Origin of the sequence: Bacillus atrophaeus, assembly GCF_001584335.1 — a bacterium.
Taxonomy (GTDB): Bacteria; Bacillota; Bacilli; order Bacillales; family Bacillaceae; genus Bacillus; species Bacillus atrophaeus.
The window spans coordinates 118,862-143,272 of the sequence record NZ_LSBB01000023.1 but is presented as its reverse complement, the minus strand read 5'-3'; the positions used below and the strand labels follow the sequence as shown (position 1 = coordinate 143,272).

Below are 24,411 nucleotides of genomic sequence, written 5' to 3'. Positions count from 1 at the left end.
TTATTGATTTGGATCCACAACATCCATAGGTCTCATCATATCGTAGTCCTCATGCTCTAAAATATGGCAATGCCAGACATACCGTCCGCTGTATGGGCCGAATTTTGCCATAATTCTGATGACTTCCCCCGCATGGGACTGTACGGTGTCTTTCCAGCCTTTTTCGCTTGGAGGCGGCGGGACGGCCGGACCTGTAAAGACGACGTTGCCGGTTTCCGCGTATTTGGCCGTGTCAAAGGGGCGGCGGTCCAGTACACGGAAAGAAATCAAATGCAGATGGATTGGATGGGTGCCGCGCGTCGGATTAATGATAGACCAAATCTCAGATGTGCCGAGCTTTGGAGCTTCTGTTACAGGATCGCTCCATCGTTTGTTATTCAACAGCAGGACAGGCCTTCCATATTCATCTTGAGTGCCAGTGAGTTTCAGTGTTCTGAGATTTTGTATTTTTTCATCAGTGACAGGAGGCAGGTTTGTGAGAAATCTAGGTTTTCTGCTTTCATCTTTTTCTTTTAATGGCTTTATGACGCGAAACTGCATGACATTGGCGTCGGATTCGGGATTGGCGGGTCCGCCGCAGCCTTCGCTGTTTGCCAAAACGATGGATTGTCCTTCGAATGCTGCAAAATCAATGATGATATCAAATCGTTCTGCCGGAGCGAGACTGATGGAGCTGAGTTTAACAGAGCGGGGCAGGAGGCCGCCGTCAGAGCCCACTTGGAGAAATTCGCCGCCATTATCGAGCGATAAGTTATAGGTTCTTGTATTTGAAGCGTTTACGATCCGAAAACGGTACGCCCGAGGTTCTACTTCCATATACGGCCATGCCTTCCCATTTACGAGAATGGTATCACCGCAAAAAGCCGGAACGATGGATGGGGTGGGCAAGGTTGGTGAGGGATTCTCCGGTCCGCTCGGATAAAACAGTGAGCCGTCCTCGTTAATCGTCCGGTCCATGATCATGAGCGGCACATCATATTCGCCTGCGGGCAGCTTCAGCCGTTTTTCTTTCGGGTCGTGAATGATATATACTCCGGCGAGTCCGGCGTATACATTTAATCTGGTCAGCGCCATCGCGTGGTCATGGTACCACAGGATAGCTCCGCGCTGCTGATTAGGATAATGATAGATTTCTCTGGAGAAATAAGGCCCTGTTTCTTGAAAGCCCTTTGAGAACCAGGCTTCCGGATAACCGTCACTGTCATAAGGCGTGGCGCCGCCATGTAAATGAACAACGGTTTTGACCTCGGGCTCTTGGTGATGGCCTTCCGAATGATGGATAGTATGGTCAATCGGAAGAAAATGCTGATCCGGAAGATCATTCATCCACTTAATTTGAACGTTTTCATTTCTGTTGACTTCAATCGTAGGTCCGGGAAACAAGCCGTTGTAACCCCAAAGGCGGGTTGGCGGGAGGTCACGATGAAGCTTTTGATAGAATTCCTTCATGGTGACTTCGTAGTAGGTGCTTTCTTTTGTCTGCTGGTGCGGCTTCAGCACTTCTGGAATAGGAAGCATATCCGCAAATTTTTCAAGATTCATATTCATCTGTCCTTATATTTAGTAAAAACCTAGTAATACACAGTAAATGATGGCAAGGACAGAAAGGTGACATAAAAAATCCCGCCCATTAAGGCAGGATTTCGGGATCAGGCTGTTGCGCTGCATGGTTTCCAGAGGTGTTTGCTTTTTCTTTGCGGCTTTTGAAAATAAAGTAAGATCCGAGAACGATGGCTGTTATGAATCCTGTCAGCAGCAGTTCATCTCGCATGGAAGAGATAAATGCCATCGAAACCAAAATGCCGCAAATGGCGATAATGGTCAAGTAGGTTAAATAAGGGAAAAACCACATTTTTATTTTCAACGATTCGGGCTTCGTTTTTTCAAGATTTTTCCGCATTCGAAGGTGAGAAACAGCGATAGCCAGATAGACAAGGAGGGCAATGGCGCCTGATGAATTGACTAGAAATAAGAATACCGTTTCAGGTGAAAAGTAGTTCATTACCACCGCTATATAAGAGAAAAAGGTTCCGGCAACAATCGCTTGTACGGGTACTCCTTTTTTGCTCAGCTTCATAAAGCGGCGCGGTGCTTCTTTTCTTTCTGCCAGTGAATAGAGCATTCTTGATGTGGTGTAGAGGCCTGAATTCAGACAGGACAATACGGCTGTGAGAACGATGAAGTTCATGATTTGCGCCGCAGCCGGCACGCCGATATGTCCAAGCACCGCTACGAACGGGCTCTCCAGAATGTTGGCGGAGTTCCATGGAAGCAGCGCGACGACGATAGCTATCGAGCCGACGTAGAAAACGATGATCCGCCAAACGACTGATCTGGTTGCTTTTGTAACGGATTGAACGGGGTTTGATGTTTCTCCGGCGGCGATGGCGACGATTTCAGTTCCCATAAAAGAAAAGATCACGACAACGATGCCTAATAAAACAGAGCTTATTCCCTTTGGAAAGAATCCGCCCTCACCCGTCAAGTTTGACAATCCGACCGGCTCGCTGCCGGGAGCAATGCCAAAAATGAATGCAAAGCCGATGAGTAAGAAAGCGACAATGGTTACGACCTTAATAAGTGAGAGCCAATATTCAAACTCTCCAAACGATTTGACAGAATAGACGTTTGTGAGAGTCAATAAAATGGTCAGTAACAGGCTTGTCAGCCACAATGGGATATCATGAAACCAATATTGGATAATTCCGGCTCCGGCGATAGCTTCAATCGCAATGACAATAACCCAAAAAAACCAATAAAGCCAGCCGATTGTAAAGCCGGCCCAAGGACCTATGGCATCGTGCGCATATTGGGAAAACGATCCGCTTGTGGGGTTGACTGACGACATTTCACCAAGCATTCTCATAATAAAGATGACCAAGAGGCCTGCTAAAGCATAGGAGACAATCGCACCGGGACCTGTAGAATGAATGACTGATCCGCTGCCTACAAATAGTCCGGCGCCGATAACGCCTGCGATGGATATCATCGTCATATGACGGGTTTTCAGTCCCCTTTTTAATCCTGATTCAGATTGGTTCATAGTATACCTCCTAATAGGACTATTTAAGTATCGAATATTCTGACAAATTAAATTGTATCATATATTGGCAAGAAATCTAAAGATTATGTTAGAAAATATGACATTTTATTTCAAATTGTATATAACATATTAAAGAAATTACGCGCTATATCATACAGGTTACATCCTTATATCGAATTCCTTTTTCTGTAGAAACCTGGCTTTTTTCCATGTTACGCTCGGTATGAGACGAGCAGACAGGGAGCTGTATAATATGAAGGGAAGAGTAGAGTGGATAGATATATCAAAGGGTATAGGCATTATTCTAGTTGTCTTAGGCCACGCGCCGACAGATGATGCATTGAAAAGCTTTATTTTTTCATTTCATATGCCGATGTTTTTTTTCTTATCGGGCGCCGTTTACCGGGATACAGGGCTTGGTTTCTTTCAGTTTGCGCTGAAGAAAGCCAGAGGGCTGCTGGTTCCTTATGCTGTCTTCTCGGTGATCACGTATTTGTTTTGGCTGCTGGTGGAACGGCATTTTCAGTTTCTCGGGAGTGCGGATGTTGATCCGGCTGTGCCTTTGAAAGGTATTGTTTATTCAATACCCGATCATTATATGCTTACACACAATCCGGCACTGTGGTTTTTAACCTGTTTATTTCTCGTAGACATCGTATTTTTCTTATTGAAAAAAGCATGCCGCGGAAAATGGCTGATTCTCATTGCAGGAAGCTGCCTGGTCAGCGTTGTGAATGTTTATGTACTTCATATCAGCCTGCTTTGGAATGCCGAGGTAGCCGCAGCTGCTTTGGGTTTTTATACAATTGGTTTTGTGGTGAGAAACAAACTGAAGGAGCTTTCTTACAGAAGAACTATTTTCGCTGTGGTTGTATGTTTTTCATTGACCGCTCTTTTGCAGATGGAGAATACAAGAGTTGATATGAGGGCGAATGAATACGGCAATATGCTGATTTTCTACTTGACGGCTGCGCTTGGCACGGGGGGAGTCGTTTTTGCGAGTTTTAAGCTTCGTAAGCTCGCTTTCTTACAGTTTCTCGGCAGGAATTCGTTAATCATTCTCGTTTTGCACTATCCTATTCTTAGGACGATGGAAGCTGTCGTATATTATGTGCTGAACATCCCCGTATCTTCGACATATCAAGCGGGCTGGGGAATTCTCTATACAGCAGCGACCTTTGCCGCACTGGTGCCTTTTATTTTCTTTTTCAAACGCTATCCGGTTTTGTTCGGGAAGCCTTTGGCTAAGCGGAGAGTGTATGGCGTCCGAGGATTGTTCCCGGGAAAATATAGAGAATACAGGTCGTATTGAGGCGGATGAAAAGAAAAAATTTTCTGTCATTAGCTCCTTTTTGTGATTTGTTATATTTTTGAAAAAACGTATAGATGGAAGAAGTCTTGATACGCCTGGGTTCAGGCGTTTTTTTCTGTATGAAATTAATTTGGTTCAGGTGAAAAATGTTCTATAATCACTATTTTTCTGAGGTAAGTGAATCATGTTTCTGTAGACCCACTGCGGTGTTGCTTTGTATGATAAATATAGCTTAAAACATGGACGGAAGGAGGATTTTGATGGAGAGATATGATGAACTGAAAAAAGGCGAAACCGGGGCGCTCATCAGCATCGCCGCGTATCTTGTTCTGTCTGCTGTTAAGCTGGTGATCGGCTATGTGTTTCATTCAGAAGCGCTTACGGCGGACGGATTAAACAATACGACAGATATTATCGCTTCAGTTGCGGTGTTCATCGGTCTTCGCATCTCTCAAAAGCCTCCTGATGAAGATCATCCTTATGGCCATTTCCGTGCTGAAACGGTCGCATCACTTATCGCTTCTTTTATCATGATGGTTGTCGGGCTTCAAGTGCTGCTCAGTGCGGGAGAATCTATTTTTTCTTCTAAAGAAGAGTCACCGGATATGATTGCGGCGTGGACGGCTGCGGCGGGTGCGGTGGTTATGCTGCTTGTGTATCAATACAATAAAAGGCTTGCGAAAAAGGTCAACAGCCATGCGCTGCATGCATCTGCTGCTGATAATAAGTCCGATGCGATCGTCAGTGTCGGAACGTTTGTCGGTATTTTCGCGGCGCAGTTCCATCTTGCTTGGATTGATACGCTGACAGCGTTTTTGATCGGCCTTTTAATTTGCAAGACGGCTTGGGATATCTTTAAGGAAGCGTCTCATTCTTTGACGGACGGCTTTGATGTGAAGGATATATCTGATTATAAACGGACGATCGAACAGATCTCCGGAGTCAGCCACTTAAAGGATATCAAAGCCAGATATTTAGGCAGCTCTGTTCACGTGGATGTTGTGATTGAAGTAGAGTCTGATCTGAATATTAAAGAAAGCCATGATATCGCAAACGAGGTTGAGCGGAGGATGAAGGAGGAGCATGCGATTGATCACTCGCATGTCCATATGGAGCCTTTACAAAACAAGTAAAACCTGCTGAAGCTTCCCGTTATGGGAGGCTTTTTTTGCGGTTTGCTGTTGTATTTGTTCATTGATATTTCTATTAAAAATGTTGAAATCAGCAAGTGTAAAAAGTGTTCAATTGGAAACAGTTTGCTAGATTCGTTTTTTTATACCGGGCATTTTTTGTGGTAAAGTTAGGTTACTATAAGAAACTAGATAGATGAGTAGGAGGAAGAGAATGGCATACCATGAAGAGCTGCATCCTTTGCTGGGTAAAGCTGTTGAACATATTGATAAAGTGATGATTGGGAAAAGAGATATAGCGATACTCAGCTTAGCGGCCATTCTTGCCAAAGGGCATGTGTTATTAGAGGATGTTCCAGGGGTGGGAAAAACGATGATGGTACGCTCGTTGGCAAAATCAATCGGCGCTGATTTTAAAAGAATCCAATTCACCCCGGATTTGCTGCCGTCAGATGTGACGGGCGTATCCATTTATAATTCGAAAACGATGGAATTTGAATACCGGCCGGGTCCGATTATGGGTCATATTGTGCTGGCGGATGAGATCAACAGAACATCGCCAAAAACCCAATCTGCATTGCTTGAAGCGATGGAAGAGGGGAGTGTGACAGTAGACGGAAAGACGATGCCGCTTGCCGAGCCTTTCTTGGTGATGGCAACCCAAAACCCGGTGGAGTATGAGGGGACGTACCCGCTGCCCGAGGCGCAGCTCGACCGCTTTTTATTCAAGCTCCGTATGGGTTATCCGTCTGTTGAAGAGGAATTAGAGGTATTGGCGCTCCAAGAGAAAAGCCATCCGATTGAGACAATGGAGCCTGTTATCACAAAAGAACAATTTGTCCGCTTGCAGCAAGAAGTGCAGCATGTCCAAGTGGACGCAAGTATTAAGGCTTATATTGTTGACTTGACGCACAAAACGAGACAGCACCCTTCCGTTTATTTAGGCGTTAGTCCCCGTGGATCTATTGCCCTGATGAAAGCCGCTCAGGCATATGCGCTGATGCACAATCGCGATTATGTCATTCCGGACGATATTCAATATCTTGCGCCTTATTCCTTGCCGCACCGAATGATTTTGCATTCTGAGGCAAAGTTTGAAGGAATGCAGTCTGAGGCGGTCATCCGGGAGATCATTTCAAACGCGAAGGTCCCGGTTCAAAGGTCGCTGAGCCGATAATGAAGAAAAAACTGCATTGGTTGGTTTATGGATGGAAGCTGCTGGTGCTGCTCGTTTTGACGGCTGCAGTATTTTCCTATGCAATGTTTCAAGGCGGTTTTGTAAGCTGGTTTTTATTTTATGCGTTTCTTCCTTTCGTCTTGTATGCGGGTTTGTTTTCTTTGTATCCGATCAGTGCAATGCAAGCGGTGCGGGAGACGGACCGTGCTCAGGTCAATGCTGGCGGTACGCTTAATATAAAGGTAACCCTTACGCGGAGGGTTCCGTTTCCGCTCATGTATATGGTGATTGAGGATTGTCTGCCGGAAACGCTTGAAAAGCTGTACGGAGATCAAGCGGCGGCGAAGCGGCTTGTGTTCCCGTGGTTTAAAAGGAAAGTCACGATGTCATACCGTTTATCCCCAGTTCCGAGAGGCGAGCATCATTTGCATACCGTCAGAGTTCGAACGGGTGATGTGCTGGGCCTTGTGGAAAAGGAGGCTTATTATGAAGTGAAGCACTCTTTTTTGGTGTTTCCGTCTTATCAATTTCTCCATTTTCAGCCGAATGAACGGCATCTTGAAGAAGGAATTAGCAGCTCTGCACCTTTCCAGATGAATCATTCCATGGCTGCGGCAAGTGTGAGGGAATATCAGCCGGGAGACCGGATTGCAGCATTGGATTGGAAGACCTCGGCCAGGCGCAGCCAGCTAATGACAAAGGAATTTGAACCGTCCAAAAACAAAAACCTGTTTCTCTTAATGGACCGTTCTCCTTCGGCGTCTTTTGAAGAGGTTGTTTCAGCGGCTGCGTCCATTCTTCATTCTGTTTTAAAAAGCGGAACGGGGGCAGGCCTTGCTTCCGCCGGAAAAGAAAGATCCGTTTTCCCGATTCAGCAGGGAGAGCAGCATTTTCAGCGGCTGATGCATCATTTGGCCGTCGTGGCTTGTGACGCGGCAGCTCCTCTCAGCCGCTTTATGGAAGAAGAACTTGCACAGCAAGCCGTGCGGCATGCTGATAAAGTAGTTGTCACCGGGCAGGTGACCGAAGACTTGGTAAGAGCAATCGAAATCAGTTCCGGTTCCATGCCGGTTACGATTATTTTGGCTAAAGAGAAAGAAGCCGCTCTGTCCCAAGCAGAAACGATTATGATCGAGCGCTTACTAAAGCGGGGAACAGGGGTCCTCCGGATCATAAAAGACGGCGGATTTTCTCAAGTTTTTTAGGAAAGAGAGGTGAAGAACCACATGCCGCTTGATGAAAATCAGGGAAGCCGCATGAGCTTGCTGTTATTTTACTTCTTAGCCTTTTTATTATTGTGGGAATGGCTCAGACCGTTACACAATTTTAGCGATACAAAGCATACGGTTTTTTTTATCCTGTTTATCGGCTTGACGTTTTTGCTGACGTTTTTCAGGGTGAAGTGGTATGTCACAGTTCCATTTTGCATCTTGTTTACGTTGATTTCTATTCATATCCTGTTTTATGACGGCTCGATTTTTAACGTAAGCTGGATCAGCTCCTTTTTACAGGATGTATTCATGAATATCGGCTTTATCAAATCAGGAAACTGGAATGAGATGATTCCTTCTTTCCGCACGCTCTTGTTTTTTGTGCTGCTGTGGCTTCTCGTTTACTTGCTGCATTATTGGGTGATTTACCAGCGGAAGATTTTATTTTTCTTTATCATGACAGTTGCTTACATCACCATTCTTGATACGTTCACACCGTACGACGCCACCTACGCCGTCATCCGGATTGTGCTGATCGGCTTTTTTATGCTGGGGCTTTTGTATATGGACCGCATTAAGATTATGGAAAGGCTGTCTTTTAAGAAAGCTCATATCTTAAAATGGTTTCTTCCTTTGACCGTTTTTGTTATTGGCTCCGCGGCATTCGGTCTTGCCGCTCCGAAGTCTGACCCTAATTGGCCTGATCCCGTTCCTTTTCTCAAAAAGGTCACTAATCATGATCAAGTGTCAGCTCAAGAAAGCAAAATCGGGTATGGGAATCATGATGAATCCCTTGGCGGTCCGTTTCAGGAAGATGATACGCCGGTTTTTACATGGCAAGGCAAAAAACGTTCCTATTTCAGGGTAGAAACGAAGGATACCTATACAGGCAAAGGGTGGGTTGAAACTGATGTGGGGACGTCTTATCAGCTCACGGGCGGCCTTGTGGAAAATCTGTGGTTTGATCAGCGGGTTTCCACAGAAAATGAAACTGCGCGTGTGAAGGTAAATAAGCTGTATGGATATAATCACGTAATGTATCCGATCGGCGCGGCAAAAATTAAGCCTAAACAATCCGTTTTGCTTGAGATGAATGGCAATACGGAACAAATTTCACCTGTCAGTGAACAATCCGGCAAAGTGCGCAATATGGGAAACTATACAGTGGCGTACAAGTCGCCGGTCTACAAGCTGAATGAGCTGAGAGAGGTTAAAGTTAAAAAGAGCAGAGAAGAAAACAAATTTGACGAGCGATATATGCAGCTTCCCGATACATTGCCGGTGCGGGTCAGAAACCTAGCCCGGGAGCTGACGCAGAATAAAGACAATATGTATGACAAAGCAAAGGCGATCGAGGATTATCTGGGCTCGAATGAGTTTGCTTATGAGACGGAAAATGTCAGCATACCAAAAAACGGCCAAGATTACGTCGATCAATTTTTATTTGAAACAAAACTCGGCTATTGTGATAACTTTTCTTCGGCTATGGTTGTATTACTCAGATCGGCAGGCATTCCATCCCGCTGGGTAAAAGGGTATACATCTGGTGAGTATAAAGAGGCCGGCAATAACAACGGCCGAATTTATGAGGTGACGAATAACAATGCCCATTCTTGGGTGGAGGTTTATTTCCCGGGGCAAGGCTGGGTGACATTTGAGCCGACAAAAGGGTTCACTAATCCTGCTGAGTTCACATCAAGTTCGAGCCAGTCGAATAAAGAAGGGAAAGACGGTGATTCATCCCGGAATACCTCTGAAGATCGCGGCGAAAAGAGCAAGCCGCAGCAGCAAAAAGAACAGCAGAAGAAACAGCAGCCATCTGTGGACGAAAAACCGTCCGCTGCAAAAGAGAGTATCAGTCCCGCATGGTACGCAGCTGCCGCAGCAGCCCTTTTAGCGGCACTTGGTTTATATGCCGCGCGTTCCAAATGGATTCCGATGCTTGTCGCCGTAAAATTAAAGCGCCGTACCGATAAAGAAGTCTTCTTTGAAGCATATGATGCACTGCTTCGCCAGCTGAAAAGAAAAGGAAAAGGCATACAAAAAGGCGAGACGCTGCGTGACTATGCAGCGAAAATCGACGCGGCATACGAGTCTGAGGAGATGTCAAAGCTGACTCACCGCTATGAGCGAGCTTTGTACAGAAACGATGATTCGGCAGCTCTTTGGAATGATTCCAAAGAGTTATGGGAAAATTTAATTAAAAGGAGATAGTCTTGACCGCTTACCCTCCTGTTGTTAGAATAAGTGAATATTAAATCAGAGTCCGGGAGCGATTGTCCGGATGCTGAAAACGGTCTTACCAGCAGAGGGCAGAAACCGTGTTCCACATCTGTCCTCCGTTTTTTTCTGTGTCAAAAAACTTAGAGGAGATTAGGTGACAACCATGACGAAGTTAGTGAATGAAATGATTCTTGTCCTTGATTTCGGCAGTCAGTATAACCAGCTGATTACACGCCGTATCCGTGAATTTGGTGTATACAGCGAGCTGCATCCCCATACATTGACGGCTGAAGAAATTAAAGAAATGAATCCTAAAGGTATTATTCTATCCGGCGGTCCAAACAGTGTGTATGATGAAGGTTCTTTCCGCTGTGATGAAAAAATCTTCGAACTTGATATTCCCGTTTTGGGAATTTGCTACGGTATGCAGCTGATGACTCATTACCTTGGAGGCAAGGTAGAGGCAGCAAGCCAGCGTGAGTACGGAAAAGCGAACATTCATATCGAAGGAACGCCTGATTTGTTTAAAGACCTTCCGAATGAGCAAGTTGTATGGATGAGCCACGGAGATTTGGTTGTTGAAGTTCCTGAAGGCTTTACGGTTGATGCCACAAGCCATCATTGTCCAAACTCAGCAATGAGCAAAAAGGATAAAAAATGGTACGGCGTTCAATTCCACCCGGAAGTGCGCCATTCAGAATACGGCAATGACCTGTTGAAGAACTTTGTTTTCGGTGTATGTGATTGTGAAGGTAAATGGTCAATGGAAAACTTTATCGACATCGAAATGCAAAAAATTCGCGAAACTGTCGGAGATAAAAATGTACTGTGCGCGCTAAGCGGCGGTGTTGACTCTTCAGTTGTAGCGGTTCTGATTCATAAAGCAATCGGCGACCAGCTGACTTGTATCTTTGTTGACCACGGTCTCCTTCGTAAAGGCGAAGCGGAAGGCGTTATGAAAACGTTCAGTGAAGGCTTTAACATGAACGTGATTAAAGTGGACGCGAAAGATCGGTTCCTGAATAAGCTAAAAGGCGTTTCAGATCCTGAACAAAAACGTAAAATTATCGGAAATGAATTCATTTATGTATTCGATGATGAAGCGGACAAGCTCAAAGGAATTGATTATCTCGCTCAAGGAACGCTTTACACAGATATCATTGAGAGCGGAACAGCGACTGCACAAACGATTAAATCCCACCATAATGTCGGCGGGCTTCCTGAGGATATGCAATTTGAACTGATCGAGCCGTTAAATACTTTGTTTAAGGATGAAGTACGTGCGCTTGGTTCAGAGCTTGGCATTCCTGACGAAATCGTTTGGCGCCAGCCTTTCCCTGGTCCTGGTCTCGGTATCCGTGTCCTTGGTGAAATTTCTGAGGAAAAACTTGAAATTGTTCGTGAATCTGACGCGATTTTGCGTGAAGAAGTCGCAAAACATGGTTTGGAGCGCGATATTTGGCAGTATTTCACTGTTCTTCCCGACATCCGCAGCGTAGGGGTTATGGGCGATGCCAGAACATATGATTACACAATCGGCATTCGTGCGGTTACTTCAATTGACGGAATGACTTCTGACTGGGCTCGTATCCCTTGGGACGTGCTTGAAGCGATTTCGACCCGCATCGTTAATGAAGTGAAACACATTAACCGTGTCGTGTATGATATTACAAGTAAGCCGCCTGCTACGATTGAGTGGGAATAGTATAGAATATGGAAAACCATCTGCTCTGAGAGCAGATGGTTTTTTCTTTTAATACGAACAAATCCAATTTTTGTTTAAGTAATGTTCGTTTTTTGTATTGTTTTTTCAAAATCAAGTTGGTACAATAGACACAGAAATCAAATAAGATGAATTCGTATAATCGCGGGAATATGGCTCGCAAGTCTCTACCAAGCTACCGTAAATGGCTTGACTACGTAAACATTTCTTTCGTTTGATATAAATAAAACAGGTTTATTTATTCAAACTGGAATCCGTCTGTAGTCAAGCGTCCCAAAATGTATTGGGGCGTTTTTTATTTGGCGATTTCAGGGCAGGATAAATAGCAAAGAGTGAAGGGAGTCACATAGCTTGAAAAAGTTTTTTCAGTTTGATGAGCTGGGCACCAGCTATCGCAACGAAATCATCGGCGGATTAACGACCTTTTTATCCATGGCGTATATCCTGTTCGTCAATCCGATTACGCTTGCTTTGGAAAGTGTAAAAGATTTTCCGGAAGCATTGAGAATAGATCAAGGCGCGGTCTTTACGGCGACAGCTTTGGCGTCTGCAGCAGGCTGTATCTTAATGGGATTGATTGCGAGATATCCGATTGCCATTGCGCCCGGTATGGGGCTGAACGCGTTTTTTGCGTTTTCTGTTGTTCTCGGTATGGGGATTTCCTGGCAGGCCGCTTTGTCTGGTGTTTTCATTTCAGGACTTATCTTTGTTGCTCTTTCTTTAACAGGTTTTCGTGAAAAAATCATTAACGCCATTCCGCCTGAGCTGAAATTGGCAGTCGGAGCGGGGATTGGCCTATTTATTACATTTGTCGGCTTGCAGGGCTCAGGAATTATTGCATCGAATCCTTCAACCCTTGTCACAATCGGAAACATTCACAGCGGACCAGTGCTGTTAACGATTTTCGGTGTCATCGTAACGGTTATTTTGATGGTGCTTCGCGTGAACGCTGGCGTGTTTATCGGGATGCTGTTAACGGCGATTGCCGGGATGATTTTCGGTTTGGTTCCGGTTCCGTCTCAAATCGTCGGAAGTGTGCCGAGCCTTGAACCGACGTTTGGACAAGCTTGGATTCACTTGCCGGATATTTTCTCTGTGCAAATGCTGGTCGTCATTTTAACATTCTTGTTTGTCGGATTTTTTGATACGGCTGGTACACTGGTTGCTGTGGCGACACAGGCTGGTTTAATGAAGGAAAACAAATTGCCGCGTGCGGGCCGTGCGCTTTTAGCTGACTCAACTTCAATCGTTATCGGCTCCGTGCTCGGGACGTCAACGACAACATCTTATGTGGAATCAAGCTCGGGTGTTGCTGCGGGTGCTCGTTCCGGGTTTGCGGCAATTGTAACTGGTTTTCTCTTTTTACTCGCTATGTTTTTCTCGCCGCTTCTATCAGTCGTTACGTCAAATGTAACAGCACCGGCGCTAATTATTGTCGGTGCCTTGATGGTTGCGCCGCTCGGCAAAATCGCGTGGGATAAATTCGAAGTGGCTGTGCCTGCTTTCTTAACAATGATTATGATGCCATTAACATACAGCATTGCGACCGGGATCGCGATCGGATTTATTTTCTATCCTATTACAATGATATGCAAAGGAAAGGGAAAAGACGTTCATCCGGTGATGTACGGGCTGTTTGTGGTGTTTGTTCTGTACTTTGTCTTCTTAAAATAAAAGAGCGGAAACCGGCTGCGGCAAGCGGCCGGTTTTTGATTTAGGTTTTTGATCGTAAAAGGTAAAACCATTACATACAATATACCGTCATATAGGTGTCAGGCAATCGGGCTGTTAAAAGCGGGAAATGACTTGACTGTTCAGGAAGGCTTCGGTACCTTATATAAGTGTTTTATTTTCTTGCTGAATGATATTCCGCCGTATTTTTCTGATAGGAGTTGCTAACATGACGGAAGATAGAAAAGAAACAATTGATGAAGTGAATCATAATCAAGGAATAGATGAAGAGCCGGTTTTGTCAAGGGTATCCAGAAAAGCGAGCCGCCAGCAGAAGCAAAAACAAAAGCAGGAGCGGCCGGCGTCGTCTGTTAAAAAGACGCTCGGCTCGATCGGTTCCGCTGTCAAACGGTATGGCAGCTTTGCGTCTGCTATTTTAAAATCGCCGGTAAAAACTGTAGTGGCGGACGGTTTTTCCCATTTTAAATATGCCGTTATCTCAATGGTGCTGTTTAGTGTCATTTTCTCAATCGGCAACTGGTTTCAGCTGAAAGCCAGCAAAGGAAGGCAGCTTGGATATGGCGTTCACCACCCTTTTTACGACGGATTTTTTGTGGTGCTTGTGTATGCGCTGATTTTCCTTGCGGTGATGGTTTTTTCCATTTGGATTGTGTCACGCTACATGATGAAACAGAAATTGCCGTTTAAGAAGATCGCGGCAGATTTTGGATCATTGCTTGTGCCTGTGATGGCGCTGTCGGTGCTATGGATGATTTTCGCAATAGTAAATATCACTCCTTTAACCGCAGCATTTACGATTCTCATGTTTTTTGGCTTGCTTTTCAGCGTGTCTCTGCTAATTCAAAGCATTCATCAAAAAGCCGACCGAGTTTCATTAGACCTTATTTATTGTGTACTAGCCGCTTTGGCGGTCGGGCTGATCTTTATCGCGGCAAGTTGGCCGTTTATCTCAGGTTACCTTACATCTTCACTTATTCCGCTTTAATCGGAAAAGCCGGCTTCATATGAGGCCGGCTTTTTTGTATACTCGCCGCCACACTTTTTACAAAAAAAACTAAAAAACATAGTTGATTTATAAGATTAATCGGTTTATTATGGATTGACATATAAATGACAGCGCTTTTATTTTTTCGGAGAGGATGATGGTTATGTCACGTTTACTTCGTGAAGCGATTCACCAAAAGAAGCAGTTTTTAATATCGAAGCTGATGTTATCCGGTTTTTATCAGGAAGATGATAAGCGGCTGAGAGACTATACGCTGAGTGAACTTGAAAAAGAATATGCGTCGTTGAAAACATTGAAAAAGAGCCGCTTCAATGACGGGTAAGTAAAGCCTGCCGCAAAGCAGGCTTTTTTTATTTTTGAAAAGAGGATAAAGAGGGTAAACTAATGCTGAGGGATATTTATGTCGAAAAATTTAGTGGCCCTGAGTTTTTACTGTGCATTGTAAAGGGCTTATTTCTCTAGTAGAATATGATTGCTTTAGCGTAAATTGAATGGTTTAGGGGGGATGATAATTGATGCAAACCATCTTGTCTAACAGTATAGCCATGGTTATCATTATTCTTATCATTAATATTGTATATGTATCTTTTTTTACGATCAGAATGATTTTAACGCTGAAAGGCCAGCGGTATCTAGCGGCTTCGATCAGTACGATTGAAATTTTAGTTTATGTGACAGGCCTCAGTCTTGTGCTGGACAATTTAGACCAAATTCAAAATGTCATTGCATATGCGCTCGGCTATGGTCTCGGTGTTATCGTCGGTATGAAAATAGAAGAAAAACTCGCTCTAGGCTATATCATGGTAAATGTTATTACAAAAGAGCTTGATCTTGATCTCCCCAGACAGCTGCGGGAGAAAGGGTACGGCGTGACAAATTGGGTGGCCGGAGGGCTTGAGGGCGACCGTACGGCGCTTCAAATCCTGACACCGAGAAAATATGAGCTGCAGCTTTATGATACGATTAAAACACTGGATTCAAAAGCTTTTATTATCGCGTACGAACCGAAATCAATTCACGGAGGTTTCTGGGTGAAAGCAGTGAAAAAGAGGAGAATCAAAGAATAATGGCAAAACCGAAAAAGAAACGGTTTGAAGTAACCGAGCAGCAAACGATTGACAACGTACTAAATCAAATGAAAGAAGAGGGATATATGCCCGTCAGACGCATGGAGGAGCCGATCTTTACAGAAAAGAAGGAAAATGGATCAATTCAGATCATTCCGTGCGGGAAAAAAATCGTATTTGAAGGGAAATTGATCTAAAACCGAACATTAATAGAATGAAAATTAGTATCGTTCGATAATGTCGTTGACATTATCCAAGTCCGTTGTTAAGATAAACATGAAATCAAAACACGACCTCATATAATCTTGGGAATATGGCCCATAAGTTTCTACCCGGCGACCGTAAATTGCCGGACTATGCAGGAAAGTGAACAAATAACTGACATGGCTATCGCAGAAGCGAACGACTGACGATACACGCACCATGCCCGGTTTGTGTTGCTTCCTCAAAAGTGCAATGCAAGCCGGGTTTTTTCTTCTGAAAACAAAAGCATTAGAAGGTGGGAACAGAATGCAGCCGCTAGTAGGAGTCATCATGGGAAGCACTTCCGATTGGGAGACAATGAAAAACGCATGCGACATACTTGAAGAACTTGATGTGCCATACGAAAAAAAGGTCGTTTCCGCTCACCGGACGCCTGACTTGATGTTTGAATACGCAGAGGGAGCAAGAGAAAGAGGCTTGAAGGTGATTATTGCCGGAGCCGGCGGAGCGGCACACCTGCCGGGGATGACAGCGGCAAAAACGACATTGCCGGTTATCGGAATTCCGGTTCAGTCGAAAGCGCTGAACGGGCTTGATTCACTCCTGTCTATTGTTCAAATGCCGGGCGGAGTGCCGGTGGCGACAACAGCCATTGGAAAAGCGGGCGCGGTCAACGCCGGACTGTTAGCGGCGCAAATTTTGTCAGCTTTTGACGAAACAATCGCCCGAAAGCTGGATGAAAGAAGAGAGAACACAAAACAGACAGTGTTGGAAAGCAGTGATCAGCTTGTCTAAAAAAATCATCTATCCGGGAGCCATGATCGGCATCATCGGCGGCGGCCAGCTTGGAAAAATGATGGCTGTCGCAGCAAAGCAAATGGGATACAAAGTTGCGGTCGTTGATCCTGTAAAAGACTCGCCATGCGGCCAAGTGGCTGATATAGAAATTACCGCCCCGTACAATGACAGAGAAGCGATTCGGAAATTGGCCGGGATCAGCGACATGATCACATACGAATTTGAAAATATTGATTACGAGGCACTGCACTGGCTTGAAGAGAATGCGTATCTTCCGCAGGGAAGCGAGCTTTTGCTCATTACCCAAAACCGGGAGACAGAGAAAAAGGCGATTCAATCAGCCGGCTGTCAAGTTGCCCCGTATCGCATCATCCATACACAGGATAACCTGAAAGAAGCGGTTCAGTTGCTCGGGCTGCCTGCGGTGCTGAAAACATGCCGAGGCGGATATGACGGCAAAGGGCAATATGTCATTAAAGATAAAACACAAATTGAAGATGCGTCCGCGCTATTGCAAAACGGAACTTGTATTCTCGAAAGCTGGGTTCCTTTTAAAATGGAGCTGTCCGTGATTGTGACAAGATCAGTAAATGGCGAAATCACGACATTTCCCGCTGCGGAAAACATTCATAAACACAACATTCTGTTTCAAAGCATTGTTCCGGCAAGAGTGGAAACGGATATCCTGACTCAGGCTGAAAAGCTTGCCGTTCAGCTGGCGGATAAGCTCGGACTTGTCGGACCGCTGGCTGTGGAAATGTTTGTGGCGGAAGACGGAGAGCTGTTGATCAATGAACTGGCTCCGCGGCCACATAACTCAGGCCATTACACGCTTGATCTTTGTGAAACCAGCCAGTTTGAACAGCATATCAGAGCGTTGTGCGGCTTGCCTCTTGGAAAAACGGAGCTTTTGAAGCCAGGAATGATGGTGAACCTTCTCGGTGATGAAGTGAAGCTGGTGGAGGAAGATCCCGCGCTTTTAAAGGAAGCTAAACTTTATATATACGGTAAACACGAAATCAAACAAGGCCGCAAAATGGGTCATATCACCTTTTTGAAGCAGCCTGAAGATAAATGGATACAGCATATCACAAATAAGTGGATGAATAGAGACGGAGGACGAACAGAATGATCGAACGTTATTCAAGACCTGAAATGTCCGCGATTTGGACGGACGAAAACAGATTCCAAGCTTGGCTGGAGGTTGAAATTCTCGCCTGTGAAGCGTGGGCAGAGCTTGGCGTGATACCGAAAGAGGATGTAAAAGTCATGCGCGAAAACGCATCTTTTGACATCAACCGCATCTTTGAAATCGAACAGGATACACGCCATGACGTCGTTGCTTTCACACGCGCGGTTTCTGAATCGCTTGGCGAAGAAAGAAAATGGGTGCATTACGGATTAACATCAACTGACGTAGTGGATACGGCTCTTTCTTACGTATTAAAACAGGCTAACGACATTTTGCTCAAGGACATTGAGAGATTTGTTGACATTATAAAAGAAAAAGCGAAAGAACATAAATATACGGTTATGATGGGGCGCACACACGGCGTACACGCTGAGCCTACAACATTCGGCCTGAAGCTTGCGCTTTGGTATGAAGAAATGAAACGCAACTTAGAGCGATTCAAGCATGCCAAAGAAGGCATCGAGGTTGGGAAGATTTCCGGCGCTGTCGGCACATATGCGAACATTGACCCGTTTGTTGAACAATATGTTTGTGAAAAACTTGGGTTAAAAGCAGCCCCTATTTCAACTCAGACGCTTCAGCGCGACCGCCATGCCGATTATATGGCTGCACTTGCACTTGTTGCGACAAGCATTGAGAAATTCGCTGTTGAAATCCGCGGCTTGCAAAAAAGTGAAACACGCGAAGTAGAAGAATTTTTCGCAAAAGGGCAAAAAGGTTCCTCAGCGATGCCGCATAAACGGAATCCAATCGGATCAGAAAACATGACGGGAATGGCGCGTGTGATCCGCGGCTACATGCTGACGGCTTATGAAAACGTTCCGTTATGGCATGAGCGTGACATTTCTCATTCATCAGCTGAACGAATCATTCTTCCTGATGCGACGATTGCTTTGAACTACATGCTTAACCGTTTCGCCAATATCGTGAAGAACTTGACGGTATTCCCTGAGAATATGAAGCGCAACATGGACCGTACGCTTGGCCTGATCTATTCTCAGCGTGTACTGCTTGCTTTGATCGACACAGGTCTTACCCGTGAAGAAGCGTATGACACTGTTCAGCCGAAAGCGATGGAAGCGTGGGAGAAACAAGTTCCATTCCGCCAGCTTGTAGAAGCGGAAGAGAAAATCACATCCCGTCTTTCTCCGGAAAAAATTGAAGATTGCTTTGATTACAATTACCACCTGAAAAATGTAGACCTGATCTTTGACCGTTTAGGTTTAGCATAAAAGAAGCCGTGGGCGGCTTCTTCTCTGCCGCCTTAGATTGAAAATTCCCAACATTCGGGTTAGGAGGCCTTCCGTGAATATTGTGAAAAAAGAACTTTTATACGAAGGAAAAGCGAAAAGAATTTACAAAACGGATGATGAAAACACGCTATACGTGGTTTATAAAGACTCCGCTACTGCATTTAACGGTGAAAAAAAGGCTGAAATCAGCGGGAAAGGCCGTTTGAATAATGAGATTTCCAGCCTGATTTTCAAATATCTCCACGACAAGGGCATCAATAATCATTTTGTGGAGCGCATTTCCGAAACCGAACAGCTCATTCAAAAGGTGACCATTGTGCCGCTTGAAGTTGTGGTAAGAAATGTAGTGGCAGGAAGCATGTCCAAACGTCTTGGCATTCCAGAAGGCACGGAGCTAGAACAGCCGATTATCGAGTTTTACTACAAGGATGACGCGCTGGGTGATCCGCTCATTACAGAAGATCATATTTGGCTGTTAAAAGCCGCGACTCCTGAACAGGTGGAAAAGATCAAGTCTATTACAAAAACGGTAAACAAAGAACTTCAAGTCATTTTCAACGATTGTAATGTCAGATTAATAGATTTCAAACTTGAATTCGGCCTGGACACAGAAGGGCAAGTGCTGCTTGCGGATGAGATTTCTCCTGACACGTGCCGCCTGTGGGATAAAGACACGAACGAAAAGCTCGACAAAGACGTATTCAGACGCAATTTAGGCGGCTTAACCGATGCATACGAAGAAATTTTCAAAAGACTGGGAGGCATTTAATATGTACAAAGTAAAAGTTTATGTCAGCTTAAAAGAGAGTGTATTAGATCCGCAGGGGAGCGCGGTTCAGCATGCCTTACACAGTATGTCTTACCAAGAAGTCGCCGACGTTCGCATCGGAAAATATATGGAGCTTACGATTGAAAAGTCTGACCGTAATCTCGATGTGCTTGTGAAAGAAATGTGTGAAAAACTTCTTGCGAATACAGTCATTGAAGACTACAGATACGAAGTTGAGGAGGTTGTCGCACAGTGAAATTTGCGGTGATTGTCTTACCAGGCTCCAACTGTGATATTGATATGTTTCACGCCGTAAAGGATGAACTCGGTGAAGACGTGGAATACGTCTGGCATGACGAAACAAGCCTTGACGGTTTTGACGGCGTATTAATTCCGGGCGGATTCTCTTATGGAGACTATTTAAGATGCGGCGCCATCGCCAGATTCTCCAACATTATGCCGGCAGTGAAAAAAGCGGCTGAAGAAGGAAAGCCTGTGCTCGGCGTTTGTAACGGATTCCAGATTCTGCAGGAGCTTGGCCTTCTGCCGGGTGCGATGAGACGAAATAAAGATTTGAAATTCATCTGCCGTCCGGTTGACCTGATTGTCCAAAACGATGAAACAGTGTTTACATCTTCTTATGAAAAAGAAGAATCCATTACGATTCCGGTTGCCCATGGCGAAGGGAATTTTTACTGTGATGAAGAAACGCTTGCGGCTTTACAAAAAAACAATCAAATTGCTTTCACATACGGTTCCAATATTAACGGAAGTGTGAACGACATCGCGGGTGTCGTCAATGAAAAAGGAAATGTACTGGGCATGATGCCTCACCCTGAGCGCGCGGTCGATTCTCTGCTCGGAAGCGCCGACGGACTTAAATTGTTTCAATCTATCGTGAAAAATTGGAGGGAAACTCATGTCACTACTGCTTGAACCAAGTAAAGAACAAATTAAAGAAGAGAAAATCTATCAGCAAATGGGTGTCAGTGATGATGAGTTTGCATTGATAGAATCCATTATCGGAAGACTTCCGAACTATACAGAGATCGGCATTTTCTCGGTAATGTGGTCTGAGCATTGCAGCTACAAAAACTCAAAGCCGATCTTGCGGAAATTCCCTACAAGCGGCGAACGCGTGCTGCAAGGGCCTGGAGAAGGCGCCGGAATCGTTGACATCGGTGACAATCAGGCGGTTGTGTTCAAAATTGAATCTCATAACCACCCGTCAGCGATCGAGCCTTACCAAGGAGCTGCCACAGGCGTAGGCGGAATCATTCGTGATGTATTCTCCATGGGCGCGCGTCCAATCGCAGTCTTAAACTCTCTTCGATTTGGCGAACTGACTTCACCGCGCGTGAAGTACTTGTTTGAAGAAGTAGTCGCAGGAATTGCGGGATACGGTAACTGCATCGGTATTCCGACAGTCGGCGGAGAAGTGCAATTCGACAGCTGCTATGAAGGCAACCCGCTTGTTAATGCCATGTGCGTCGGATTGATCAATCACGAAGACATTAAAAAAGGCCAGGCTAAAGGGGTCGGCAACACCGTGATGTATGTCGGCGCGAAAACGGGACGCGACGGAATCCACGGGGCAACTTTCGCTTCTGAGGAAATGTCTGATTCTTCTGAGGAAAAACGTTCTGCCGTCCAAGTCGGAGATCCTTTCATGGAAAAACTTCTGCTTGAAGCATGTTTAGAGGTCATCAAATCTGACGCCCTTGTCGGCATTCAAGATATGGGAGCGGCGGGACTGACAAGCTCAAGCGCTGAAATGGCAAGTAAGGCGGGTTCAGGAATAGAAATGAATCTGGATTTGATTCCCCAGCGTGAAACAGGCATGACGGCGTACGAAATGATGCTTTCTGAATCACAGGAGCGGATGCTATTAGTCATCGAGCGCGGACGTGAACAAGAAATCGTTGATATTTTTGAAAAATACGACCTTGAAGCCGTTTCTGTCGGCCACGTAACGGATGATAAAATGCTTCGCCTTCTCCATAACGGAGAGACGGTTTGTGAGCTTCCGGTTGATGCATTGGCGGAAGAAGCGCCTGTTTACCACAAGCCTTCAAAAGAGCCTGCTTACTACCGTGAATTTTTAGAAACAACTGTCCCTGCACCTAAAGTGGAAGATGCGAAAGAAACACTTCTTGCCCTCTTGCAGCAGCCGACCATCGCAAGCAAAGAGTGGGTGTATGATCAGTATGATTACATGGTTCGGACAAATACAGTAGTCGCGCCTGGCTCTGATGCGGGAGTGCTCAGAATCCGCGGAACGAAAAAAGCCCTTGCGATGACAACCGACTGTAATGCCCGTTATTTATACCTGGATCCGGAAGTCGGCGGAAAAATCGCTGTGGCAGAGGCGGCGCGCAACATCGTTTGCTCTGGTGCAGAACCGCTTGCAGTTACGGATAACCTCAATTTCGGAAACCCGGAAAAACCGGAGATTTTCTGGCAGATTGAAAAAGCGGCCGACGGAATCAGTGAAGCGTGCAACGTGCTCAGCACACCGGTTATCGGCGGAAACGTTTCTCTTTATAACGAATCAAACGGAACAGCCATCTATCCGACGCCTGTTATCGGCATGGTCGGTTTAATTGAAGATACAGCCCATATCACAACGCAAAGCTTTAAAGAATCCGGCGATTTGGTTTATGTGATCGGCGAAACAAAGCCGGAGTTTGCAGGAAGCGAGCTTCAAAAGCTGACAGAAGGAAAAATCTTCGGCAAAGCGCCGGAGCTTGATCTCAGCCTTGAGCAGGCTCGTCAAAAAGCCCTTCTCGAAGCAATCCGTTCTGGTTTGGTTCAGTCAGCCCATGACGTGTCAGAAGGCGGACTGGGTGTTGCGCTTGCTGAAAGTGTGATGTCAACAGAAGGACTTGGCGCAAACGTCACATTAGAGGGCGAAGCTGCTTTGTTATTCAGTGAATCACAATCAAGATTCGTGATCTCTGTGAAAAAAGAACATCAGCAATCATTTGAAAAGCTTGTCAAAGACGCGATTCATGTCGGTGAAGTAACATCAGACGCAATTCTCACAGTCCAAAGTCAAGAAGGAAATCTATGGATTCATGCGCAGACTGAAGAGCTGGAACGCGCGTGGAAAGGAGCTATCCCATGCTTGCTGAAATCAAAGGCTTAAACGAAGAGTGCGGCGTTTTTGGGATTTGGGGACATGAAGAAGCCCCGCAAATCACGTATTACGGGCTTCACAGTCTCCAGCACAGAGGACAAGAGGGCGCGGGGATTGTGGCGACTGATGGAGAAAAGCTGTCGGCGCACAAAGGCCAAGGGCTGATTACGGAAGTCTTTCAAAATGGTGAACTCAGCAAAGTGAAGGGAAGAGGCGCCATCGGTCATGTTCGTTATGCGACGGCGGGCGGCGGCGGATACGAAAATGTTCAGCCGCTCCTCTTCAATTCTCAAAATAACGGCAGTCTCGCGCTTGCACATAATGGAAACCTGGTGAACGCGACTCAGCTGAAGCAGCAGCTTGAAAATCAAGGGAGTATTTTTCAAACTTCTTCCGATACAGAGGTGTTGGCTCATCTCATTAAAAGAAGCGGCCATTTCGCATTGAAGGATCAAATTAAAAATGCTTTGTCCATGCTGAAAGGCGCGTATGCGTTTCTCATTATGACTGAAACAGAAATGATTGTGGCGCTTGATCCAAACGGACTCAGACCGCTATCCATTGCGATGCTCGGAGACGCGTATGTCGTAGCCTCAGAAACGTGTGCGTTTGATGTGGTCGGCGCGACTTATCTGCGTGATGTTGAACCGGGGGAAATGCTGATCATCAATGACGAAGGCATGAAAACAGAGCGTTTCTCCATGAACATCAACCGTTCAATCTGCAGCATGGAGTACATTTATTTCTCAAGACCTGACAGCAACATTGACGGTATCAACGTGCACAGCGCCCGTAAAAACCTTGGAAAAATGCTCGCTCAGGAATCAGCGGTAGAGGCTGATGTCGTAACGGGAGTGCCGGATTCAAGTATCTCCGCAGCCATCGGATATGCGGAAGCAACCGGCATCCCGTACGAGCTTGGACTGATCAAAAACCGTTATGTCGGCCGAACGTTTATCCAGCCGTCACAGGCTCTTCGCGAGCAGGGCGTCAGAATGAAGCTTTCCGCAGTGCGCGGTGTAGTAAAAGGCAAACGTGTTGTCATGGTTGATGACTCGATCGTGCGCGGAACGACAAGCCGCCGGATTGTAACGATGCTGAGGGAAGCGGGCGCGACAGAGGTGCATGTGAAAATCAGCTCGCCGCCGATCGCTCATCCGTGCTTCTACGGAATCGACACGTCCACTCATGAAGAACTGATCGCCTCCTCCCACTCGGTGGAGGAAATTCGCCAAGAAATCGGAGCGGATACGCTGTCATTCTTGAGCATAGACGGATTACTAAAAGGTGTCGGCAGACAGTATGAAGGCGAGCAATGCGGCCAGTGCCTCGCTTGCTTTACAGGGAAATATCCGACAGAAATTTATCAGGATACCGTTCTCCCGCACGTAAAAGAAGCGGTATTAACAAAATAAATGTTGAAAATGGGATAAAGGCAGCGGAGGTTCGGCTGCCTTTATCTTTCTGCAACA

21 protein-coding genes and 2 riboswitches are annotated in these 24,411 nt (G+C 45.6%); of the genes, 19 read left to right on the top strand and 2 right to left on the bottom strand.

The genetic code is table 11. The features are described from left to right. Together cotA and gabP are read right to left on the bottom strand one after the other, a co-directional pair. Entirely contained in the window at nucleotides 1-1,542 is a 1,542-nt protein-coding gene (gene cotA / locus AXI57_RS19995) for an outer spore coat copper-dependent laccase CotA (RefSeq protein ID WP_003328493.1), read from the bottom strand. 88 nt (nucleotides 1,543-1,630) lie between these two features. After that, complete coding sequence (gene gabP / locus AXI57_RS19990; RefSeq protein WP_003328492.1) at nucleotides 1,631-3,043, bottom strand: GABA permease; 1,413 nt, start codon at nucleotides 3,041-3,043, stop codon at nucleotides 1,631-1,633. A 253-nt stretch (nucleotides 3,044-3,296) separates the two neighbouring features. Here gabP and AXI57_RS19985 point away from each other — a divergent pair, with 253 nt between their 5' ends. The 19 genes from AXI57_RS19985 to purF all read left to right on the top strand — a co-directional run bounded on the left by AXI57_RS19985 (nucleotide 3,297) and on the right by purF (nucleotide 24,354). Next, nucleotides 3,297-4,355, top strand: a complete 1,059-nt coding sequence (locus AXI57_RS19985; RefSeq protein ID WP_061671085.1) for an acyltransferase family protein — start codon at nucleotides 3,297-3,299, stop codon at nucleotides 4,353-4,355. A gap of 260 nt (nucleotides 4,356-4,615) precedes the next feature. Continuing rightward, nucleotides 4,616-5,488 (top strand): cation diffusion facilitator family transporter, encoded by an 873-nt coding sequence (locus AXI57_RS19980; protein ID WP_061671084.1) that lies wholly within the window; start codon nucleotides 4,616-4,618, stop codon nucleotides 5,486-5,488. A gap of 211 nt (nucleotides 5,489-5,699) precedes the next feature. Continuing rightward, nucleotides 5,700-6,662, top strand: coding sequence for an AAA family ATPase (locus tag AXI57_RS19975; RefSeq protein ID WP_003328487.1), 963 nt, complete (start codon nucleotides 5,700-5,702; stop codon nucleotides 6,660-6,662). Beyond that, nucleotides 6,662-7,867: a DUF58 domain-containing protein gene (locus AXI57_RS19970; RefSeq protein ID WP_061671083.1), complete on the top strand. Its 1,206-nt coding sequence runs from the start codon at nucleotides 6,662-6,664 to the stop codon at nucleotides 7,865-7,867. The genes AXI57_RS19975 and AXI57_RS19970 overlap by 1 nt, the downstream gene beginning before the upstream one ends. 21 nt (nucleotides 7,868-7,888) lie before the next feature. Then, nucleotides 7,889-10,087, top strand: coding sequence for a DUF4129 domain-containing transglutaminase family protein (locus tag AXI57_RS19965; RefSeq protein ID WP_061671082.1), 2,199 nt, complete (start codon nucleotides 7,889-7,891; stop codon nucleotides 10,085-10,087). Between the two features lie 172 nt (nucleotides 10,088-10,259). Then, nucleotides 10,260-11,801 carry a glutamine-hydrolyzing GMP synthase gene (guaA, locus tag AXI57_RS19960; protein WP_003328484.1) on the top strand — a complete coding sequence of 514 codons (1,542 nt, stop codon included), beginning with the start codon at nucleotides 10,260-10,262 and terminating at the stop codon, nucleotides 11,799-11,801. A 132-nt stretch (nucleotides 11,802-11,933) separates the two neighbouring features. Then, nucleotides 11,934-12,035, top strand: a riboswitch (purine riboswitch). A gap of 135 nt (nucleotides 12,036-12,170) precedes the next feature. Then, complete coding sequence (gene pbuG / locus AXI57_RS19955; RefSeq protein WP_003328481.1) at nucleotides 12,171-13,493, top strand: hypoxanthine/guanine permease PbuG; 1,323 nt, start codon at nucleotides 12,171-12,173, stop codon at nucleotides 13,491-13,493. Nucleotides 13,494-13,719: 226 nt separating this feature from the next. Next, on the top strand, nucleotides 13,720-14,496 hold the full coding sequence (locus AXI57_RS19950) for a hypothetical protein (protein ID WP_061671081.1): 777 nt from the start codon (nucleotides 13,720-13,722) through the stop codon (nucleotides 14,494-14,496). Nucleotides 14,497-14,659: 163 nt separating this feature from the next. Next, the gene (locus AXI57_RS19945; RefSeq protein WP_061671080.1) at nucleotides 14,660-14,839 is read left to right on the top strand and encodes a Fur-regulated basic protein FbpA; all 180 of its coding nucleotides are present in this window, start codon (nucleotides 14,660-14,662) and stop codon (nucleotides 14,837-14,839) included. A 190-nt stretch (nucleotides 14,840-15,029) separates the two neighbouring features. Beyond that, nucleotides 15,030-15,584 carry a DUF2179 domain-containing protein gene (locus tag AXI57_RS19940; RefSeq protein WP_035175013.1) on the top strand — a complete coding sequence of 185 codons (555 nt, stop codon included), beginning with the start codon at nucleotides 15,030-15,032 and terminating at the stop codon, nucleotides 15,582-15,584. Further along, complete coding sequence (locus AXI57_RS19935) at nucleotides 15,584-15,781, top strand: NETI motif-containing protein (protein ID WP_061671079.1); 198 nt, start codon at nucleotides 15,584-15,586, stop codon at nucleotides 15,779-15,781. The genes AXI57_RS19940 and AXI57_RS19935 overlap by 1 nt, the downstream gene beginning before the upstream one ends. Nucleotides 15,782-15,859: 78 nt before the next feature. After that, nucleotides 15,860-15,961, top strand: a riboswitch (purine riboswitch). 133 nt (nucleotides 15,962-16,094) lie between these two features. Further along, entirely contained in the window at nucleotides 16,095-16,583 is a 489-nt protein-coding gene (purE, locus tag AXI57_RS19930) for a 5-(carboxyamino)imidazole ribonucleotide mutase (RefSeq protein WP_003328475.1), read from the top strand. Then, a complete protein-coding gene (gene purK, locus AXI57_RS19925) occupies nucleotides 16,576-17,718 on the top strand; it encodes a 5-(carboxyamino)imidazole ribonucleotide synthase (RefSeq protein ID WP_061671078.1) in 1,143 nt (380 codons plus the stop codon). The genes purE and purK overlap by 8 nt, the downstream gene beginning before the upstream one ends. Beyond that, nucleotides 17,715-19,010 (top strand): adenylosuccinate lyase, encoded by a 1,296-nt coding sequence (gene purB, locus AXI57_RS19920; protein WP_061671077.1) that lies wholly within the window; start codon nucleotides 17,715-17,717, stop codon nucleotides 19,008-19,010. The genes purK and purB overlap by 4 nt, the downstream gene beginning before the upstream one ends. A gap of 73 nt (nucleotides 19,011-19,083) precedes the next feature. Next, on the top strand, nucleotides 19,084-19,800 hold the full coding sequence (gene purC / locus AXI57_RS19915; RefSeq protein WP_003328472.1) for a phosphoribosylaminoimidazolesuccinocarboxamide synthase: 717 nt from the start codon (nucleotides 19,084-19,086) through the stop codon (nucleotides 19,798-19,800). Nucleotide 19,801: 1 nt separating this feature from the next. Further along, nucleotides 19,802-20,056 carry a phosphoribosylformylglycinamidine synthase subunit PurS gene (gene purS, locus AXI57_RS19910; RefSeq protein ID WP_003328471.1) on the top strand — a complete coding sequence of 85 codons (255 nt, stop codon included), beginning with the start codon at nucleotides 19,802-19,804 and terminating at the stop codon, nucleotides 20,054-20,056. Next, a complete protein-coding gene (gene purQ, locus AXI57_RS19905) occupies nucleotides 20,053-20,736 on the top strand; it encodes a phosphoribosylformylglycinamidine synthase subunit PurQ (RefSeq protein ID WP_061573245.1) in 684 nt (227 codons plus the stop codon). Before purS ends, purQ begins: the two co-directional genes overlap by 4 nt. Beyond that, entirely contained in the window at nucleotides 20,720-22,948 is a 2,229-nt protein-coding gene (gene purL / locus AXI57_RS19900; protein ID WP_061671076.1) for a phosphoribosylformylglycinamidine synthase subunit PurL, read from the top strand. Before purQ ends, purL begins: the two co-directional genes overlap by 17 nt. Beyond that, nucleotides 22,924-24,354, top strand: coding sequence for an amidophosphoribosyltransferase (purF, locus tag AXI57_RS19895; protein ID WP_061671075.1), 1,431 nt, complete (start codon nucleotides 22,924-22,926; stop codon nucleotides 24,352-24,354). The genes purL and purF overlap by 25 nt, the downstream gene beginning before the upstream one ends. Nucleotides 24,355-24,411 lie beyond the last annotated feature (57 nt).

What these genes read in the sequence shown, in the direction of transcription:
- cotA (WP_003328493.1), bottom strand. Translation starts at nt 1,542, where the DNA reads ATGAATCTTGAAAAATTTGCGGATATGCTTCCTATTCCAGAAGTGCTG.
- gabP (WP_003328492.1), bottom strand. Translation starts at nt 3,043, where the DNA reads ATGAACCAATCTGAATCAGGATTAAAAAGGGGACTGAAAACCCGTCAT.
- AXI57_RS19985 (WP_061671085.1), top strand. Translation starts at nt 3,297, where the DNA reads ATGAAGGGAAGAGTAGAGTGGATAGATATATCAAAGGGTATAGGCATT.
- AXI57_RS19980 (WP_061671084.1), top strand. Translation starts at nt 4,616, where the DNA reads ATGGAGAGATATGATGAACTGAAAAAAGGCGAAACCGGGGCGCTCATC.
- AXI57_RS19975 (WP_003328487.1), top strand. Translation starts at nt 5,700, where the DNA reads ATGGCATACCATGAAGAGCTGCATCCTTTGCTGGGTAAAGCTGTTGAA.
- AXI57_RS19970 (WP_061671083.1), top strand. Translation starts at nt 6,662, where the DNA reads ATGAAGAAAAAACTGCATTGGTTGGTTTATGGATGGAAGCTGCTGGTG.
- AXI57_RS19965 (WP_061671082.1), top strand. Translation starts at nt 7,889, where the DNA reads ATGCCGCTTGATGAAAATCAGGGAAGCCGCATGAGCTTGCTGTTATTT.
- guaA (WP_003328484.1), top strand. Translation starts at nt 10,260, where the DNA reads ATGACGAAGTTAGTGAATGAAATGATTCTTGTCCTTGATTTCGGCAGT.
- AXI57_RS19950 (WP_061671081.1), top strand. Translation starts at nt 13,720, where the DNA reads ATGACGGAAGATAGAAAAGAAACAATTGATGAAGTGAATCATAATCAA.
- AXI57_RS19945 (WP_061671080.1), top strand. Translation starts at nt 14,660, where the DNA reads ATGTCACGTTTACTTCGTGAAGCGATTCACCAAAAGAAGCAGTTTTTA.
- AXI57_RS19935 (WP_061671079.1), top strand. Translation starts at nt 15,584, where the DNA reads ATGGCAAAACCGAAAAAGAAACGGTTTGAAGTAACCGAGCAGCAAACG.
- purE (WP_003328475.1), top strand. Translation starts at nt 16,095, where the DNA reads ATGCAGCCGCTAGTAGGAGTCATCATGGGAAGCACTTCCGATTGGGAG.
- purB (WP_061671077.1), top strand. Translation starts at nt 17,715, where the DNA reads ATGATCGAACGTTATTCAAGACCTGAAATGTCCGCGATTTGGACGGAC.
- purS (WP_003328471.1), top strand. Translation starts at nt 19,802, where the DNA reads ATGTACAAAGTAAAAGTTTATGTCAGCTTAAAAGAGAGTGTATTAGAT.
- purL (WP_061671076.1), top strand. Translation starts at nt 20,720, where the DNA reads ATGTCACTACTGCTTGAACCAAGTAAAGAACAAATTAAAGAAGAGAAA.
- purF (WP_061671075.1), top strand. Translation starts at nt 22,924, where the DNA reads ATGCTTGCTGAAATCAAAGGCTTAAACGAAGAGTGCGGCGTTTTTGGG.